The organism is Corynebacterium sp. HMSC076D02, from assembly GCF_001813815.1.
GTDB lineage: Bacteria > Actinomycetota > Actinomycetes > Mycobacteriales > Mycobacteriaceae > Corynebacterium > Corynebacterium simulans.
In genome coordinates this window covers 101546-118849 of record NZ_KV814065.1, presented here as the reverse complement: position 1 = coordinate 118849, position 17304 = coordinate 101546, and the positions used below count along the sequence as shown (strand labels likewise).

Genomic DNA, 17304 nt, shown 5'->3' with positions numbered 1-17304 from the left:
AGTCGAACAACCCACTCAGGGGTACGTGCGCCCTAGCACTACAACCCGATCCCATGCCTGCCTAAACAAAGACCCCTGGAGCCACACCGAAAATGTGGCCCCAGGGGTGGGTAGCGCTTAATCTGCGCGAAAAGGCTTAGAGCTCGTGTGCCTCAACGCGAGCCGGGAATACGCGAGGACGTGCGCCTGCGATGTCCTCGACGATGCGAATTACCTGGTTGGAGTAGCCGAACTCGTTGTCGTACCAGACATAGAGAACCAGGTGCTTGCCGGAAGCGATGGTTGCCAGGCCGTCGACAATGCCGGCGTGGGTGGAGCCGACGAAGTCAGAGGAGACAACCTCCGGAGAAGCAATGTAAGAAATCTGCTGGCGCAGGTCAGAGTGCAGGGAAACGTTGCGCAGGAAGTTGTTGACCTCGTCGCGCTCGACTTCCTTCTCCAGCTCCAGGTTCAGCACTGCCATGGAAACGTCCGGGGTAGGAACGCGGATAGCGTTACCGGTCAGCTTGCCCTCAAACTCCGGAACAGCCTTGGAGACTGCCTTCGCAGCACCGGTCTCGGTGAGAACCATGTTGAGACCAGCTGCGCGGCCACGACGGTCACCCTTGTGGAAGTTATCAATCAGGTTCTGGTCATTGGTAAAGGAGTGAGCGGTCTCCACGTGGCCGTGGACAACGCCGTAACGATCATTGATGACCTTAAGAACAGGGGTGATGCCGTTGGTGGTGCAGGATGCGGCAGACAGAATCTTGTCAGAATCCTCGATGGTGTCATCGTTGATGCCGTAGACGATGTTCTTCAGATCGCCCTTGCCCGGTGCGGTCAGCAGCACGCGGTCGATGCCCTTGGACTGCAGGTGCTGCTCCAGGCCAGCGCGGTCACGCCATACGCCGGTGTTATCAACCAGGATGGCATTGTTGATGCCGTAAGCGGTGTAGTCGATATCAGCCGGGTCGTTGGCGTAGATCATCTGAATCTTGGTGCCGTTTGCCCAGATAACGTCGTTTTCTTCATCCACAGCGATGGTGCCGTTGAAAGCACCATGAACGGAGTCGCGGCGCAGCAAGGAGGCACGCTTGAAGATATCGCCGTCGCCCTTCTTGCGGGCAACGATGGCACGCAGACGGACGCCGCCGTATGCAGCCTCACGAGCGATCAGGATGCGGGCCAGCAGTCGGCCGATGCGGCCAAAGCCGTAGAGCACAACGTCGGTGCATTCCTTATCAACAGCAGCGCCAACCAGGTCGCAGAGTTCCTGCTCCAGGTAGTCGCGCAGGTTGTTGGCGTCAGACTCAGAGTAGCCAGAAGCCAGGCGGCCCAGGTCGATGGAGGCAGAGCCCAGGTTCATGTCGCACAGTTCCTTCAGGATAGGAAGGGTCTCTGCGGTGGAAAGTTCGCGCTTTGCAATACGGCGTGCGTAGCGGTGCGCCTTCATGATGTCGATGTCCGTTACGCCATTCAAGTTGCGGCCGTAGATGGTGGCAACAACGTTGTTGGTGCGGTGCAGTTGGTGGATCAGCGGGATCATTTCCTGAGCAAGCTCAAGGCGCTCGTTCCAGTCAGCGTGTCCAACCTGTGCGTTCGCAGTCACGTGTTCTTTTCCTTTACTCGTCATGGGGGTAAACCAACATTCAACCGTAAATATTAACGCCTAGTGTTGCCCGTTTTGTCATAGACACCGCAGGATTTCCGCCACACTACCCCCGTTTATTTTCTCCACCTGCTCCCCCACCAGGCAATAGGCCACTGCAGCATCCTTTTCTTGGCGGCGTGGTTTCAAGATCGGATTCAAGAAGGGGTACATCGGGGGCATTTTTGGGTGGGCCCGAGTGAACTCAGTTTCCAGCCCACGGGCAAAGCGGCCGGAAAACGCGCGAGTGGATACGCTCTTGCCGCCGCCTGCGAGAAGCTCGCGATTAAAGGTGCTGGTTCCAGCCTCCTCGGCCAGCAAGAAGGCCGAACCACAGCTGGCTGCTTCAACGCCTGGCCATGAAAGGGCTTGTGCAACGTCTTCGGATGTACGCAGCCCACCTGCGACAATCAGCGGAAGAGGGGCGTCGCCAAGCGCGGCGTAAACTGCCGCCACCAGCTCCGGCAGCGGGCGCCAATCCGGATCCGCTTCGGCATCCCAGACCCCGCGGTGCCCGCCGGCCTCAGGCCCCTGCACACACAACGCGTCTACCCCAGCTTTTGCAGCAGCGATAGCTTCTTCCGGCGAGGTAACCGTGGTCCAAGCCTCCGCTCCCGCAGCGTGGATACGGCCAATCTCGCCAGGACTAAAGGTACCGAACATGGACCACAGCACCGCCGCGCCGCCATCTAGCGCTAGCTGGAGCTTGTCCTCCCATCCGTTGGAATAGTCGACGCTAGGAACCTCCACGCCTTCTGATTCCGCCATAGCGCGCACCGCCGCCATCGAGTCTTCACCCAGCGGCTTCTGCGGGCAGAAAAGATTGACCCCGAAATGCTCGCCCTCGCAGGCCACAATCTGTTCCCGCGCCGCTTCGAGGGAAGCAGTGCCCAATGCCAAAGCACCAAAGGAGCCGGCTGCCGATGCCGCCAGAACGCTGCGCGGGGTCGTGGGTCCCCCGGCCATGGGGGCGGGAAGTACTCTGGTCTTTAAGCTTTCAAGTAGTGTGCTCATCTCGCCCAGACTATGCAAAGGATGCGCGCAAGCTATTCTTTACTCCCCACATTAAGGTGTGTTTTATGTCTTCCCTCGGCGCAACCATCAAGGAATTTTTGCAGCAGCTTCGCTCTTCGGCGGGTTCTAAAGCAAGTACGGTGAAGGAGGGGCTTCACCGGAACACAGCACGCCAGAAGCAGGCTCCCCTGCTGGAAGTTTCCGACCTTTCTGGCCAATGGCTCGTGGTGGGCCTTGGCAACCCCGGCGCGCAGTACGCCGCGACGCGCCACAACGTGGGCTACATGGCAGTCGATGACCTTTTAGCCGATTCCGGAGATATCCTGCAGCCGGTTAAGGGCCATAAATTGTCCGCGGCGCAGGTAATGGTGGGCGATATTGCCGTAGTCGTTGCCCGTTGCGCAACTTTTATGAACTTGTCTGGTGACCCGATCGCTCCCTTCGCAGAGGAATTACAGATTCCAGCGGAGCGCATCATCGTGATTCATGATGAGCTCGATTTGCCAGCGCATAAGATTCGCATCAAGGTAGGCGGCAATGAAAACGGCCACAACGGGTTGAAGTCCTTGAGCGAACGCTTGGGAACCCGCGAGTACCCTCGCATTCGCATCGGTATTGCCCGCCCACCGAAGGGCACATCCATTCCGGATTATGTCCTGGGGCCGGTGGATTCCGGTACTGGTTTCGACGCCGCAATTGCCACGGCTGCCGACGCCGTGGGGCTCATCGTTTCCCGCGGCATTCAATTCGCGCAGAATGAGATTCATTCCCGCAAGTAACCCACCAGAAAAAGCTCATAACCCCTAAGCTTTAATTCATGAGCCACGACCCACAAACCATCGTCATCACTGGTGCCTCTGACGGCATCGGCGCTGCAGCAGCCCGCGTGCTCCACGCCCAACGCCCGCAGGATCGCCTGGTGCTGGTTGGCCGTAATCCCGAAAAGACCAAGGCTGTGGCAGAAAGCGTGGGGGCTTCCTTCCACCTGGCGGACTTTGAGTCTTTGGGCCAGGTGCGCCGCTTGGCAGAAGAATTAGGTGAGCTCGAGGAGATTCACGCGTTGGGAAACAATGCAGGCGGGATCTTCGATGGCCCCTTCACCACGGCAGATGGATTTGAACGCACGTGGCAGGTTAACGTGGTGGCGCCTTTCCTGCTGACTTCCTTGCTGCGGGAGAAGCTGCGCAAAACGGATGCCACCATCGTGCAAACCGCTTCGGTGGCTAATTTCTTGATGTCTGCATTCGATCCGGGCGATCCAAATACCTTCCAGAAGTTCACCGCAGAGCGTGCCTACGGCAACGCCAAGCTGGGCGATATTTTGCTTACGCAGTATCTCCACGATCATGGGATGACTTCCGTGGCCTTCCACCCCGGCGTCTTGGCAACCAACTTTGCGCGGTCATCGCAAACCCGCACGAGCAAGTTCTACACCGGTGCCATCTCCAAGTACTTTGGAAAAGCCCAGGCCGGCGGCGAGAGCCTTGCTTATTACCTCACTGGCACGCCGGGCATGCACTTCGAGTCTGGCCAGTATTACAACAGCAAGCGCAAGCCGGGCATGCGTCGACCGATGGCCAAGAAGGCAACCGTTGCTCGCCGCATCTTCGATGACTTGGGCGAGCAACTTGGCGTGGACTGGAATTAGTCGCTGCGGCGCGATTCCAGCACTTTAGGTCAAGACCGCTAAACTTACGCGCATGAGTATTGCCTCCGAAGCCACCCGCCGTCGTACATTTGCCGTCATCGCCCACCCGGACGCCGGTAAGTCCACCCTTACGGAGGCGCTGGCGTTGCATGCGCACATCATTAATGAAGCAGGTGCCGTGCACGGCAAGGGCAACCGTAAAGCCACGGTCTCTGACTGGATGGAGATGGAAAAGGACCGCGGTATCTCCGTGGCTTCTTCTGCCCTCCAGTTCGAGTACGCCCCGGAGGGCCATACGGGTGAGCCTTACATGATCAACCTGGTCGATACCCCGGGCCACGCGGACTTCTCGGAGGATACCTATCGCGTTCTTACTGCGGTTGATGCCGCGGTCATGCTTATCGACGCCGCGAAGGGCCTGGAGCCACAGACCCTCAAGCTCTTCCGCGTGTGCAAGGCCCGCGGTTTGCCGATTGTTACGGTTATCAACAAGTGGGACCGCGTCGGCCGCGAGCCGCTGGAGCTCGTGGACGAGATCGTCAACGAGATTCAGCTACAGCCCACCCCGCTGTACTGGCCGGTCGGCATCGCTGGTGACTTCCGTGGCTTGGCGCACATCAATGAAGACGGCGAAGCGGATAACTACATCCACTTCATCCGTACTGCGGGTGGCTCGACCATCGCACCGGAGGAGCATTACGATCCGAGCGGCGCTGAGGCCAAGGAAGGTGATGCCTGGGAGACCGCCGTCGAGGAAGCAGAGCTACTGGCTGCCGACGGCGCGCTGCATGACCAGGAGCTATTCGAGCAGTGCGTTACTTCCCCGCTGATCTTTGCCTCCGCAATGTTGAACTTCGGCGTGCACCAGATTCTCGATACCCTCTGCGCCATCGCCCCGGCCCCGCGCTCGCGCGATTCCGATCCGAAGGCAATCGAGGCGTCCGGCGGCGCCAACGCAGCCATCGACGAGGTCCGCGAGGTCACCGATGACTTCTCCGGCGTCATCTTCAAAGTGCAGGCGGGCATGGACCGCAAGCACCGCGATAACTTGGCATTCATGCGCGTGGTCTCCGGCGAGTTCGACCGCGGCATGCAGGTCACCCACGCCCAATCCGGCCGCAGCTTCTCCACGAAGTACGCGCTGACTGTCTTCGGCCGCACGCGCGACACCATCGACACCGCCTACCCGGGCGACATCGTGGGCCTCGTCAACGCCGGTTCCCTGGCACCTGGCGATACCATCTACTCTGGCAAGAAGGTGCAGTTCAAGCCGATGCCGCAGTTCGCCCCGGAGGCCTTCCGCATTTTGCGCGCGAAGTCTTTGGGTGATTACAAGGCGTTCCGTAAGGGACTCGACCAGCTGGCGGCCGAGGGCGTCGTCCAGATCCTGCGCAACGAAACCCGTGGCGACGCCGCACCTGTCATGGCTGCGGTGGGTCCCATGCAGTTCGAGGTCATGCAGGCCCGCATGGAGGTCGAGTACAACGTGGAGACGGTCACCGAGCCCATCCCCTACTCCGTCGCCCGCCGCACCGACGCCGAGTCCGCGCCGGAGCTCGGCCGCCAGCGTGGCGTGGAAATTTTCACCCGCACCGACGGTGAACTCATCGCTCTCTTCGGCGACAAGTGGAAGCTCGCCTTCGTGGAGAAGGAACACCCAGAGCTGACAATTGAACCGCTCGTCGCTGATTAATCCCCCACCGAATTACTTCGCCATGGGCAGCCTCAGGCGAGCTAACCATTCTCGGTTGGATTCCGTGGTAGGCGGGAAACACCATCGTGCTCGTGGCTGCAACACTGTGGCAAGCATTTAAAACAAAGCATGCAAAATGGGCCGAGAAACCCCTCGGCCTACTCCGTTCAGATATCTTGCGCGGCTACTGTGCCCACGGCGGCAGCCACCGCACCTTTCCGTGAATTCGTGCCAACCTCCCTCGGCTCGGGCACATGTCCGGCGCAGAACCCGGCGGCGAGTCGTCGTTGACACCGTTGTGATAGGGACAGCAGGTAGAAAGGTTGCGCATATTCGTTTCGCCGCCGTTGCGCCACGCCTCAAGGTGATGAATCTGCGCAAGGTCCGCCGGATAGTTGCAGTCTCCCCACGGGCAGGTAGGATTCTCCGCCGCCGCCATTAGGCGCTGCTTTTCGTTGGCAAAGCGCGAAGTCCGGTACAGATTCACCGGCCCTTCATGCGGATGCACAAGCGTGACGTAACCACGCTCGCTTAGCGTCTTATGTACCAGGTCAGCGCCTCTAATCGTTGCGCCATTGGTCAGCCGCAGCGTGATCTCTTCCCCGCCGCCGTCCACGATTTGGTCGAGCTCATCCAGCGTCACAATCACATTGGTCGAAGCGATGGGCTCGGCCACCCCGTTGAAGAAGGCCTCCCGGACCGATTCCACCGGACGCTGCGGATCAATCGCCGCATGCAACTGCGCAATGATGTCCGAAGGCCCAGTAAGCGCCAACGTCCACGGCTTACCCCTGCGCCGTGTCAGGCGGATTCCTTCCCGCGGCGCGCGCGGCTTGGACAACTCCTTCACCAACTTTCGCGCCCGCCGCCTCAATGCTGAATCCGAGCTGGTCATCGTGCACAGCTCCTCCCGCAACCGCCACGCGTCACGTTGATTGCGCAGCATTCGGGCGTACTTCTCAATAAGCTGCAGCGTGGCCAAGCCGTGCCGCGAAGAGCGCGCTCGCCGCTGCATTTTCTTGAACTTCGTCTCCCCGAAGTACACCTGCGCCAATTCCCGCAAACTCCGCGCTTGCACCTCGCTAGCGCCGAGCTCAAGGAGTTCGCGTTCGGATAAGCCGGCGGCGTCGGAAAGTAGTGCCGTGCCTTGGGCCTGAGCGCGAAGAAACTGTGCAAGAAGCGTCATGACTCTCACACTAAGGGCGCAGCACAAGCGCTCTCAAGAGGCAATTTCAAATCTGTGGATAACTCGTTGGTAGCGTCAACTAACTTGCCCCTGTTATCCACAAAAGTGGACGTTTTAGCCCTCCAAGAACTCCTTCCAGCCTGGCCATTCCGCATAGGTCTGGGCCCGCCCAGCCGCGTAGTTGGCGCGCAGCTTCGCCACAGAGCGCTCAGTCGAGGCAACCTGCATATCCTCCGGGAAGAATAGGCAAGCCCGGCCCTCCCGCTCCAGCTCCAGCAAGCGGTCCTTCGATGCGTTGTACTTTGGCGGGCGTGTGATTAAGGCATCAGCCACCGCTGGATTCTTCCGGAATACGCGGCGAATCATCATCGGGCGCGCAGCCTTGGGCCGCACGTAGCCGCGAGGCTTAGAGCCGATGAAGAGGAACTTCTTGAAACCCGCGAGCTCTGCCTGCGCAATCGTGATGCCGCCGGATTCACCCAGCGCACCGTCCACATAAGGCACGCCGTCGATAACCCGCATCGGCATAATCAGCGGCAGCGTCGAGGACGCTCGCACGCGCGCGAACAAGTCCGACGGTTTTTCAATATCCTTCTGAGACCAGTACACCGACTCGCCCGTATCCACGCGGGTGGCGGCCAGGTTCATGATGGCAGGATTGTCCTTGTACGCCTGCCAATTAAACGGCAGGTCCTTATCCGCAGAGCGCTCATAGATGTATTCCGCGTTGAAGTAGCCGCGGCCGCGCATGAGCGAGCCCACGCCGCCAAAGCTGGGGTTGTTGGCGAAATCCACGAAGGAATCCTCGGCACGGATGGCGTCCTGGGAAAGGTAATTCACGGTATGCGAAGCACCTGCAGATACACCACCAACCCAGCCAAATTGCACTTGTTCCTGGATGAGTTTGACGATGCAAGGGGCGGTGTAGGAGTTGCGCATGCCGCCACCTTCGATGACGAGCGCGGTGTCTAGGGCGTCAATCATGGCCGCAAGTTTACGCTTGTCCATCTGCAACACCGAAGAACTATGCTTTTGCACATGGGTCTTTTCAACGCGCTTTCCGCTCTCACATCGAAGCTAGGCTCCAGCGCACCACGCCTGGCGCAGGTGGATGGAAACGCCCCGCTTGTCGACGTCGCCAAGCTCAGCGTATCCACAGCCGAGTCCCTCATCATCGTGGTCACCGACCCCGTAGGCGCCGAGGTCATCCGCACAATCGCCGAGTCGGGCGAGGCCGCAACGCTGCGTTCTGCGGAGGCCGCTGTGTACTTTAAGGTTTCCGCAAAGCGCGAACTGCCCGTGCACGATCCGCGCAAGGGCTGGGCCATCCCTCTGGATCCGGGGCTGCGCGAACAAATCACCACCGCTATCACCGGCCCCGGCGAATTCGAATTAACTGACGCGCTTGCCATCATCGTGGAGGAGAATTAATCATGCTCATCTTGCCTTTCAACGGTGTGTACCCACGCATTCACCGCAGCGCCTGGATTGCTCCTAACGCCACCATCATTGGCGACGTCGAAATCGGCCCCGATTCCTCGGTCTTCTACGGCTGCGTCCTGCGCGCGGACGTGGGCGCCATTCGCCTAGGCGCCCACGTCAACATCCAGGACAATTCCGTCATCCACGAGGAAGCCGACGTTGCGTGCGTTTTGGAGGATGACGTCACGGTTGGCCACATGGCGATGCTGCACGGCACGCACGTGGGCGCTGGCACGCTGGTTGGAATGAAGGCCTCGCTGCTGTCGCGTTCGGTGGTGGGCCCTGGCTCACTCATCGCTGCCGGCGCGGTTGTGCTGGAGGGACAGGAGATCCCAGCGAAGTCCCTCGCCGCCGGCATCCCGGCGAAGGTTCGCCGCGGACTCAGCGACGAGCAATCGCATTCCTTTATCCCTCACGCCGGACGCTACGTTGATCTATCCAAGGCACAGGCGCTTTCCGATGCCGCCGTTTCCCTCGAGGACGTCTACTACGACTAGGGGCCGCTAGAGACTCAGCACACCCATGATGACGAGGAAGACTGCCACGACGTAGCCGCTGATTTCGGCTACGCGCGCGGAGTTTTCGCGGGCTGCGGTAAAAAGCTTGCCAGCGGCGCTGTGCGGCTGCGCGCGCACGAGGGCGATGAAGAATCCGCACAGCGTGGGCAGCGAGAGCGCCAGCGTGGCGTACCACAAAGTGCCCAGGTAGCGGGTGGCGTCGGAGAACTCGCCGGCGGCGAGGTGCAGAAGGCCGCCGTAGAAGGGCACGGAGGTCAGCGACTGTACCACGCCCATGACGAAACCGATAGCTGCGGTCTTGAGCGAGGGCTCGCGCAGCGGCACGAGGAGTTTTTCCACCATCGGGTTGGATTCGCCTTTGGAACGCCAGGCGCCGAAACCGATGAGCACGCCTACTGCGATGAGGACGATGCCGGTTATTGGCGACTCCAGCGCGGCAACGATCTGTTCGCGGATTCCAACGAAGATAAAGAGCACGGCCAGGGAGGCCACGAGCACGCCGAGCCAATCCCCCGCCACGATTAGCGGCGCCACCTTGCGGTATTTACCGCGTGGCAGGATGATTCCGATGGCAACGAGGATGCCGATGAGCAGCGCGTTGACGGAGTCTCCGAAAGCATAGATGACGGCGTGGAGCATGCGCGCAAGTCTACAGTGCGCGGCGGCGGCCCCAAATTTCGAAAGGATTAACCGCCAGCAACCATCAATTTGCACACCCCATGCAAACTTGCCTAAGCTATGCAACGTTTCTGAAAGACTGCAAATTTCATAAAGGATCTGCACATGTCAAAATTCCTCTACCGTTTGGGTAGCTGGTCATATCGAAAAGTCTGGCCGTTCCTCGCGTTCTGGCTGGCACTGCTCGTCGCGATGGGCGGCCTCGCTGGTGCCTTCGCGAAGTCTCCAAGCCCCACTTTTTCCATGCCAGACATGGACTCCACCGTCACCCAAGAGCAGATGATGGAGCGCTTCGGCACGGAGACAGATGCAATGAGTGCCCCCAGCGCCACCATCACACTGCAGGCTCCGGAGGGCAAAAAGCTCACGGATAAGGCGGTCATGGGCGAAGTCGATTCCATGATCAAGGAGCTGCAAGGAACCGACGCGCTGAAGGACCCCGACGCAATCGTCAACCCGGTCATGGCTTCCATGGGAATGCAGAAGCAGATGACCGAGAAAATGGCCGCGCAGGGCATGCCGCAGGAGCAGATCGATTCCAACCTTGCCGCACTCTCCCCTCTCAGCGAGGACAAGCGCACCGGTACGATCTCCATCAACTTCGATGCCGCGTCCGTCACTGAGATCCCTGCCGAAGAGATGACCGCGGTCACCGACGTTCTCAAGAAGTACGATGACGGTGACCTCACCGTGAAGTACGGCGGCAATGCCTTCAACGGCGCCACCGAGATGAACATGGTCTCTGAGGTCATCGGCCTCATCGTTGCCGCCATCGTCCTGCTCATCACCTTCGGTTCCTTCGTGGCCGCAGGTATGCCGCTCATCTCTGCCGTCGTCGGCGTGGGCGTGGGAATCCTGGGCGTCCAGCTCGCCACAGTCTTCACCGACTCTGTCTCCGACATGACGCCGATGCTGGCCTCCATGATCGGCCTGGCCGTGGGCATCGACTACGCGCTGTTCATCGTGGCCCGCTTCCGCAACGAGCTGATTACCTCCTCTGGTCTCAATGACTTGAACCCCAAGGAGCTGGCCGCAGAACTTAAGAAGATGGACAAGGCTACCCGCGCGCATGCAATGGGCATGGCGCTGGGAACTGCCGGTTCCTCCGTCATTTTCGCCGGCATCACCGTGGTCATCGCCCTCACCGCGCTGACTATCATCGGCATTCCGTTCCTTTCCACCATGGCCATCGCAGCCGCAGCCACCGTGGTCATCGCGGTCTGCGTAGCACTTTCCTTCCTACCGGCCCTCCTCGGCCTGTTGGGCACCAAGATCTTCGCAGGCCGCGTTCCCGGCCCTAAGGTTCCGGATCCAGAAGATGAAAAGCCAACGATGGGCCTAAAGTGGGTACGCCGCGTGCGTGCGCATCCATTCCTGCACCTGGTTGCCGGCGTTGTGCTGCTGGGCATCCTCGCACTTCCGGCTGCCAACTTGCGCCTTGCGATGCCGACAGATGGCACCTCCAAGCTAGGCACCCCCCAGCGCGATGCCTACGAGATGACCGAGGAGGCATTCGGCCCGGGACGCAATGCTCCGATGATCGCTTTCGTCGACGTCGCGAACGTCGCCGAGCAAGACCGCCTGCCTGCATTCCAGCAGATTCTGCAGGAATTCAATGACACCGAAGGCGTCGTCAATGCCCAGATCGTGGCAACCACCGACTCCCAAGATGCCGCGCAGATCATGATCACCCCGTCCACCGGCGCGACCGATGAGGAAACCACCCAGACCTTGGAGCGTCTGCGTGATTACCAGGGCGAGTTCAGCGAAAACACCGGCGGTAGCTACGGCATCACCGGCATTACCCCAATCTTCGATGACATTTCGCAGAAGCTTTCCGACGTCCTGGTCCCCTACATCGCCATCGTCCTGGGCCTCGCCTTCCTGGTGCTGCTATTGGTATTCCGCTCCATCTGGGTACCGCTGATTGCCGCGGCCGGCTTCGGCCTATCAATGGCCGCCACGTTCGGCATCACCGTCGCTATCTTCCAGGAAGGCATGTTCGGCATCATCGATGACCCACAGCCACTTCTTTCCTTCCTGCCGATCATGCTCATCGGCCTGACCTTTGGCTTGGCGATGGACTACCAGGTCTTCCTGGTTACCCGCATGCGTGAGGGATTTGTCCACGGCAAGACGGCCGGCAACGCCACCTCCAACGGATTCAAGCATGGCGCTCGCACCGTGACCGCGGCGGCGTTGATCATGATCTCCGTGTTCGCGGCCTTCATGCTCATCGACCTCCCCTTCATTAAGACCATGGGCTTCGCGCTGGCAGTCGGCGTCTTCATGGATGCCTTCGTCGTGCGCATGATGCTGATTCCGGCCACCATGTTCCTGCTCGATGACAAGGCGTGGTGGATGCCGAAGTGGCTGGAGAAGATTCTGCCCAACCTCGATGTAGAAGGAGAAGCCCTGAGCGCACAGCGTGAAGAACTCCAACAATTCCAGCGCGATAAGGTAGAAGCAAAGTCCACCGGAAAAGGAGCATAAAAATGGCGAGCTTGCGGGAAGCAAAAAAACGGGCCACGCGCCACGCCATCGCAGATTCTGCCGCACGCCTGGTGCTCGCTGAAGGAGCGGAAAAACTCACCGTGGCGCGCATTGCGGAGGTCGCCGGGGTCTCCCCACGTACCTTCCACAACTACTTCACCTCTGCTTCCGATGCGCTTTTGTTTTTCACCGCAAGCGTCCTTGAGTCCTTCTCGGAAAATATCGACGAGCTCTATCCCGAGGCTGACATCAACGAGTTCTTTGAGCACCTAGTCTCGGATATTCTGGAATCCGAGGACGAAAACCTGCATTCGATAGCTACCTTGGTGGCCATCGGCGAGAGTCTCGAAGGGCTTAGCCACACTGCCGAAGAGCGTCAACGCTACGAGTCTTGTGCCGAAGACATCCTGAAGTCCTTCAGCACGCGAATGGCCGACTTTTCCGAAAGAGAAATGCGCGTCATTTTGACTGCCCATGGCGCGGCCGCACGCCTTGCCCTGATGGAAATCAATGCCGCAGAAAAGGAAGGCCATGCTTTGAGCATTGAAGAAAAGAAGCAAATCGTCAGCGAATGCCTTGCAGCGCTGAAAAAGATTTCCTAATCGATTTCTCAAGCACTGCGCTTTCCTGCAGTTCACTGAAAATTCCCCCCGGACCGGCGGCGACACCTGCCGGTACCGGGGTACTGTCGTATAAGTCGTATTTTCCGCCCACAGGCCTCGCTCCTCCGGGCAAAGATAGACCTTCCTGTCAGCGCATGTTCGCATGCATCCCTCGAGTAAGTTTGGAGTGTTCACAGTGAAGATTGCGATTCTGGGCGGCGACGGTTTCTGTGGATGGCCAGCATCCCTTTATTTGTCCGACCAGAGCCATGACGTCATCATCGTGGATAATCTCTCACGCCGCGCTATCGACGAGGAACTCGGCGCGAGTTCGTTAACCCCCATCGTCTCGATTGAGGAACGCATCGCGGCATGGCATGAGGTCTCCGGCAAGACCATCGCTTTCCACAACTTGGACGTTGCTCAGGACTACGACGCTTTGCTCGACTTCCTGGTAACTGAACAACCGGATGCAGTAGTGCACTTTGCTGAGCAGCGCGCTGCTCCTTATTCCATGAAGAATTCGCGTACCAAGCGTTACACGGTGGATAACAACATCAACGCCACCCATAACCTGCTGGCCGCCATCGTGGAATCCGGCCTCGACATCCACGTGGCTCACCTCGGCACCATGGGCGTCTACGGCTACGGCACCGCGGGCATGGAAATCCCGGAAGGCTACCTCGACGTACAGGTCAAGGTGGAGGGCCAGGAGCCAATCGAGCAGTCCATCCTCTACCCTTCCAACCCAGGCTCGGTCTACCACATGACCAAGGTGCTGGATCAGCACCTTTTTGCCTACTACGTCAAGAACGATGAGCTGCGCGTCACCGACCTACACCAGGGCATCATCTGGGGTACTCACACCGAGCAAACACTTAAAGACGAGCGCCTCATCAACCGCTTCGACTACGACGGCGACTATGGCACGGTGCTCAACCGCTTCCTCATCCAGGCAGGTATCGGTTACCCGCTGACTGTCCACGGCACCGGTGGCCAGACCCGCGCTTTCATCCACATCCGCGACATGGTCCGCTGCATCGAATTGGCTCTGGAGAATCCGCCGGCCAAGGGCGAACGCGTAAAGATCATCAACCAGATGACAGAAACCCATCGCGTGCGCGACCTTGCAGAACTCGTCGCCGAGCTTTCCGGTGCGAAGCTCGCCATGGTGCCGAACCCGCGCAAGGAATCGGCAGAAAACGAGCTGCACGTTTCCAACAACACCTTCTTGGAACTTGGCCTTGAGCCAACTACCTTGAGCGAGGGGCTCCTCCACGAGATCGAGGAGGTAGCAAGGCGCTACGCGGACCGCGTGGATCGCTCCAAGATTCCAGCGCAGTCGCTGTGGACGAAGCAGCAACAGGTTGGAATTCCGGAGGAATTCCTCGACAAGGCCGCTCACTAACCCCACTTTTAAACCGTGCGCATCGCAATCGTTACCGAGGTCTTTCTCCCGAAGATCGACGGAGTAGTCACCCGCCTGACCAAGACCCTAGAGCAGCTTGCTGTTCTAGGGCACGAAGTCAAAATTTTCGCCCCGGGCAATCCTCCGAAAAGTTTTGCAGGCTTTGAGGTTTCCCCGATCCCCAGCCTTTCCTTACCGGTCTACCCGGAGATCAAATTCGGTCTTCCAACTTGGGGATTCTTCAGGGAAATCCGCGAATGGGACCCAGACGTAATTCATGCCGTCAACCCCATTTGGACTGCCGCACTAGGCGTCTTCGCTGCCCGGCGCGATGCGGTCCCGCTGGTGGCAAGCTTTCACACCAACGTCCCGGAATATGTTGACGCTCTCGGCATCGGGTGGACACGCCCGCTGACAGAGCATGCGATCACCTACCTACACAACCAGGCCGCGGTGAACCTGTGCACGTCTGCCCCCATGGTGGATAAGGCCCGCACGATTGGGATGCACAACGTGAAGTTGTGGCCCAAGGCCGTAGACACTCAGACCTATCACCCGAAAAAATCCACACCAGTCATGCGTGAGCGCCTCAGCGCAGGCAACCCCGACGCCCCGCTTCTTACCTATATCGGCCGCATTTCCAAAGAAAAGGACCTGGAGCGGCTCGCCAACGTAACAAAACTCGTGCGCCAGGAAGTACCCGCGGCACGCTTGGCCATCGTGGGCGCTGGCCCCTATCTGGAGCAGCTCAAGAAGTCCTTCGACCCTGAAGTCACTGTCTTTACCGGTTATTTGTCCGGCGAAAAGCTGGCGCAGGCATTCGCTTCCGGTGACGTTTTCCTCTTCCCCTCAGCGACGGAAACTTTAGGCTTGGTTGCCCTTGAATCCTTTGCTGCCGGAGTGCCTGTCATCGGTACAAACGCCGGCGGCATCCCTTTCGTCATCGACGAGGGCGAAACCGGTCACCTCATCGATCGCGATGCTTCTGACGATGAATGGGCCGCAGCTGCGATTGGTCTATTGACAGATCCCGCGCGACGCGCCCGCATGGGTCAGGCCGCGCGTACCGAAGCAGAGCGCTATTCATGGTTAGAATCCACAAAGGCACTCGTTGCCGCTTATGAAGAAGCGATAGATAATCCCTACCGACGCTGAGGAAGTTTCACGCCCCATGCCATTGCCGCCGTTGCCACTGCCTAAAAATCTGGAAGAAATTTACTCCGCCGGTGCCTTCGTGCAAGCAGGTATCGATGCGGAATTTACAAAGCAGCTGGGCGAGGTTGAAGCGATGGAGTTCAACTTCCAGCCTTCCCCGAGCGCTGATGGGACTACCGAATTGGACCAAAAGGTCCAGGTTCGCTTCAACACTGCGCAGGGAATACGCGATTTTCCAGGCATGCGCCTTGCCACCATCAAGGATGGCATTCTCACCTGGTGCGCGGAAGGTGCGCGTCAAGCGCCCATCGCGGAGTTCCACGAACCGCAACCTTTCGAGTACTCACTGCTTAATATCGCGCGCTTCCTCGTGGGCAACGCCCCGGTCGCCCGGGTACCGCAGGGCGATCACGAGGCAGTGGTGGCCATTGCGTTCAACAGTCTTCCGCACGATACGGCCAGCACTATCTCCTTAGGACTTGAGCGTTTCAGCGGCGGCATCGACGAGCGCTTGGCCTTGCTGAACCTCGCGCAAGCGCGCCGGCTCGAAGCTGATTCCGCGCCGGGTAACGCCAAGGGCGGCGCCACAGCGGAGACAATCACGCTCAGCGATGGCACCAGCGTGCATTTGAGCGCCAAGGATGCACCGGGTGGCCAGCGCATCGTTGGCATCCGCAAGGCCCATTCGGGTGTACTGCCAGAGCACGTGCTTGCCGACGCCCATTTCACCGCCGTTGAGCACCAGTTCTACCTGGAGTCGCGCTTTCCTGATGCCGCCGTGCAGTTTGATGCCGCAACGGCCACCGCGATGCTTTCTACCTCGACCGGTTCGACGCCCGTCGATGCTCATCTCATCGCAACGGTCGACTCCGATGAGTTCACGTGGGCGTGGGCTGATCCGGACTATGCGGGCACGCATTCTGCACGCGCTTCCTTCAACTTGCAACGCTTCGGGCGCGATAACTGCGTCCCAGATCTTGTCCGGCCTTGCCTACCAATGGAGTGGGCGAAGGACGCCTTTCTTCCGCAGATTGCGATGCCCATCCTCGGCGCATGGACTTTGCTGACCGTACCGCTGGGTGAAAAGACCGGTATCCTCCTAGCGAGCTCGCCTACGCTGACGTTACCTGCCCCTACTCTGGAGGTTGCCGAGGCAGTGCTGGCTGTCGACCTTCCTGCAGGCTGCGACGCCGAACGCGCCCGTGCCGCTTACGCCGCTAACCGCGGCGTCGCCAGTTGGTAAAGCATTCGTGCCAGCATTTAGGCGTTGGCGATAACCTCGCGGAATTCGGCGGCCTCTCCCGCTGCGGGGAACGCAGCATCATGAGTTTTATCTACTAGGACCGCACGCACACCTTCGACAAAATCTGGCCGGCGCAACATGTGCTTGCCCAAAGCCAGCTCCATGCGCAGGGCCTCACGGACGTCTTTCGCTTTGGCTTCCGCAGCGAAAAGTTCAGTAGCCGCAACCAAAGATGAAGGGCTAGCCTTTTCAGTAAGTTTTGCAAAGTCCTCTGCCAGCTGCGTATGGGCCGGAAGCGCTTGCTTGATTTCGGCCCATGTATCCAAGGCAAAGACTTCATCTATGTCATCAATGAGCTCTGCTAGCTCTGGTTTACCTTCCGGTTTAATCGCGTGCTTTTCTGCAGCGGCATCGACGCCTACGGCAATAACATCATCGATGAATGCTTGGGGGCTTTCGATGACGTGCGTCGCCAAGCCAGCCCAGAGCATATCTGCGGCATACATGCGGTAGCCGCTAAGCCCCCAAAACTTTGCCAGTGCGGGATCGGATTT

Annotated in this window: 16 protein-coding genes; 10 read left to right on the top strand and 6 right to left on the bottom strand. The window is 59.4% G+C overall.

What is annotated here, in order from left to right; translation table 11 throughout:
- Positions 1–136: 136 nt before the first annotated feature.
- Positions 137–1615 (bottom strand): glyceraldehyde-3-phosphate dehydrogenase, encoded by a 1479-nt coding sequence (locus tag HMPREF2935_RS08420; protein ID WP_167599039.1) that lies wholly within the window; start codon positions 1613–1615, stop codon positions 137–139.
- A gap of 54 nt (positions 1616–1669) precedes the next feature.
- Complete coding sequence (locus HMPREF2935_RS08415; RefSeq protein WP_070732983.1) at positions 1670–2644, bottom strand: nitronate monooxygenase; 975 nt, start codon at positions 2642–2644, stop codon at positions 1670–1672.
- 65 nt (positions 2645–2709) lie between these two features.
- Here HMPREF2935_RS08415 and pth point away from each other — a divergent pair, with 65 nt between their 5' ends.
- The 3 genes from pth to HMPREF2935_RS08400 are packed head-to-tail and all read left to right on the top strand — an operon-like array spanning position 2710 to position 5985.
- Entirely contained in the window at positions 2710–3423 is a 714-nt protein-coding gene (pth, locus tag HMPREF2935_RS08410; RefSeq protein ID WP_082778574.1) for an aminoacyl-tRNA hydrolase, read from the top strand.
- Between the two features lie 38 nt (positions 3424–3461).
- On the top strand, positions 3462–4292 hold the full coding sequence (locus HMPREF2935_RS08405) for an SDR family NAD(P)-dependent oxidoreductase (RefSeq protein ID WP_070732797.1): 831 nt from the start codon (positions 3462–3464) through the stop codon (positions 4290–4292).
- A gap of 52 nt (positions 4293–4344) precedes the next feature.
- Positions 4345–5985, top strand: a complete 1641-nt coding sequence (locus HMPREF2935_RS08400; protein WP_070732794.1) for a peptide chain release factor 3 — start codon at positions 4345–4347, stop codon at positions 5983–5985.
- 184 nt (positions 5986–6169) lie between these two features.
- Here HMPREF2935_RS08400 and HMPREF2935_RS08395 read toward each other — a convergent pair whose 3' ends face one another.
- Positions 6170–7171 carry an HNH endonuclease signature motif containing protein gene (locus HMPREF2935_RS08395; protein WP_070732792.1) on the bottom strand — a complete coding sequence of 334 codons (1002 nt, stop codon included), beginning with the start codon at positions 7169–7171 and terminating at the stop codon, positions 6170–6172.
- A 114-nt stretch (positions 7172–7285) separates the two neighbouring features.
- Positions 7286–8155 (bottom strand): patatin-like phospholipase family protein, encoded by an 870-nt coding sequence (locus HMPREF2935_RS08390; protein ID WP_070732981.1) that lies wholly within the window; start codon positions 8153–8155, stop codon positions 7286–7288.
- Positions 8156–8209: 54 nt separating this feature from the next.
- On the opposite strand from HMPREF2935_RS08390, the gene HMPREF2935_RS08385 reads away from it, so the two are divergent.
- The gene (locus HMPREF2935_RS08385) at positions 8210–8602 is read left to right on the top strand and encodes a hypothetical protein (RefSeq protein WP_070732979.1); all 393 of its coding nucleotides are present in this window, start codon (positions 8210–8212) and stop codon (positions 8600–8602) included.
- Between the two features lie 2 nt (positions 8603–8604).
- Positions 8605–9150: a gamma carbonic anhydrase family protein gene (locus tag HMPREF2935_RS08380; protein WP_070732790.1), complete on the top strand. Its 546-nt coding sequence runs from the start codon at positions 8605–8607 to the stop codon at positions 9148–9150.
- Positions 9151–9156: 6 nt separating this feature from the next.
- Here HMPREF2935_RS08380 and HMPREF2935_RS08375 read toward each other — a convergent pair whose 3' ends face one another.
- Positions 9157–9810, bottom strand: a complete 654-nt coding sequence (locus HMPREF2935_RS08375; protein ID WP_046646379.1) for a membrane protein — start codon at positions 9808–9810, stop codon at positions 9157–9159.
- 144 nt (positions 9811–9954) lie between these two features.
- Here HMPREF2935_RS08375 and HMPREF2935_RS08370 point away from each other — a divergent pair, with 144 nt between their 5' ends.
- From HMPREF2935_RS08370 to HMPREF2935_RS08350, 5 genes are all read left to right on the top strand, one after another.
- Entirely contained in the window at positions 9955–12342 is a 2388-nt protein-coding gene (locus tag HMPREF2935_RS08370) for an MMPL family transporter (protein ID WP_070732788.1), read from the top strand.
- 2 nt (positions 12343–12344) lie between these two features.
- Positions 12345–12944 carry a TetR/AcrR family transcriptional regulator gene (locus tag HMPREF2935_RS08365; protein ID WP_061921380.1) on the top strand — a complete coding sequence of 200 codons (600 nt, stop codon included), beginning with the start codon at positions 12345–12347 and terminating at the stop codon, positions 12942–12944.
- A gap of 196 nt (positions 12945–13140) precedes the next feature.
- Positions 13141–14352, top strand: a complete 1212-nt coding sequence (locus tag HMPREF2935_RS08360) for an NAD-dependent epimerase/dehydratase family protein (protein ID WP_061921377.1) — start codon at positions 13141–13143, stop codon at positions 14350–14352.
- Between the two features lie 15 nt (positions 14353–14367).
- Positions 14368–15507, top strand: coding sequence for a glycosyltransferase family 4 protein (locus HMPREF2935_RS08355; protein WP_061921375.1), 1140 nt, complete (start codon positions 14368–14370; stop codon positions 15505–15507).
- A 16-nt stretch (positions 15508–15523) separates the two neighbouring features.
- A complete protein-coding gene (locus HMPREF2935_RS08350; RefSeq protein WP_070455987.1) occupies positions 15524–16750 on the top strand; it encodes a DUF6882 domain-containing protein in 1227 nt (408 codons plus the stop codon).
- Positions 16751–16767: 17 nt separating this feature from the next.
- Here HMPREF2935_RS08350 and HMPREF2935_RS08345 read toward each other — a convergent pair.
- Positions 16768–17304, bottom strand: a 537-nt coding sequence (locus HMPREF2935_RS08345) for an enoyl-CoA hydratase/isomerase family protein (protein ID WP_210400738.1), incomplete at its 5' end; no start/stop codon positions are given.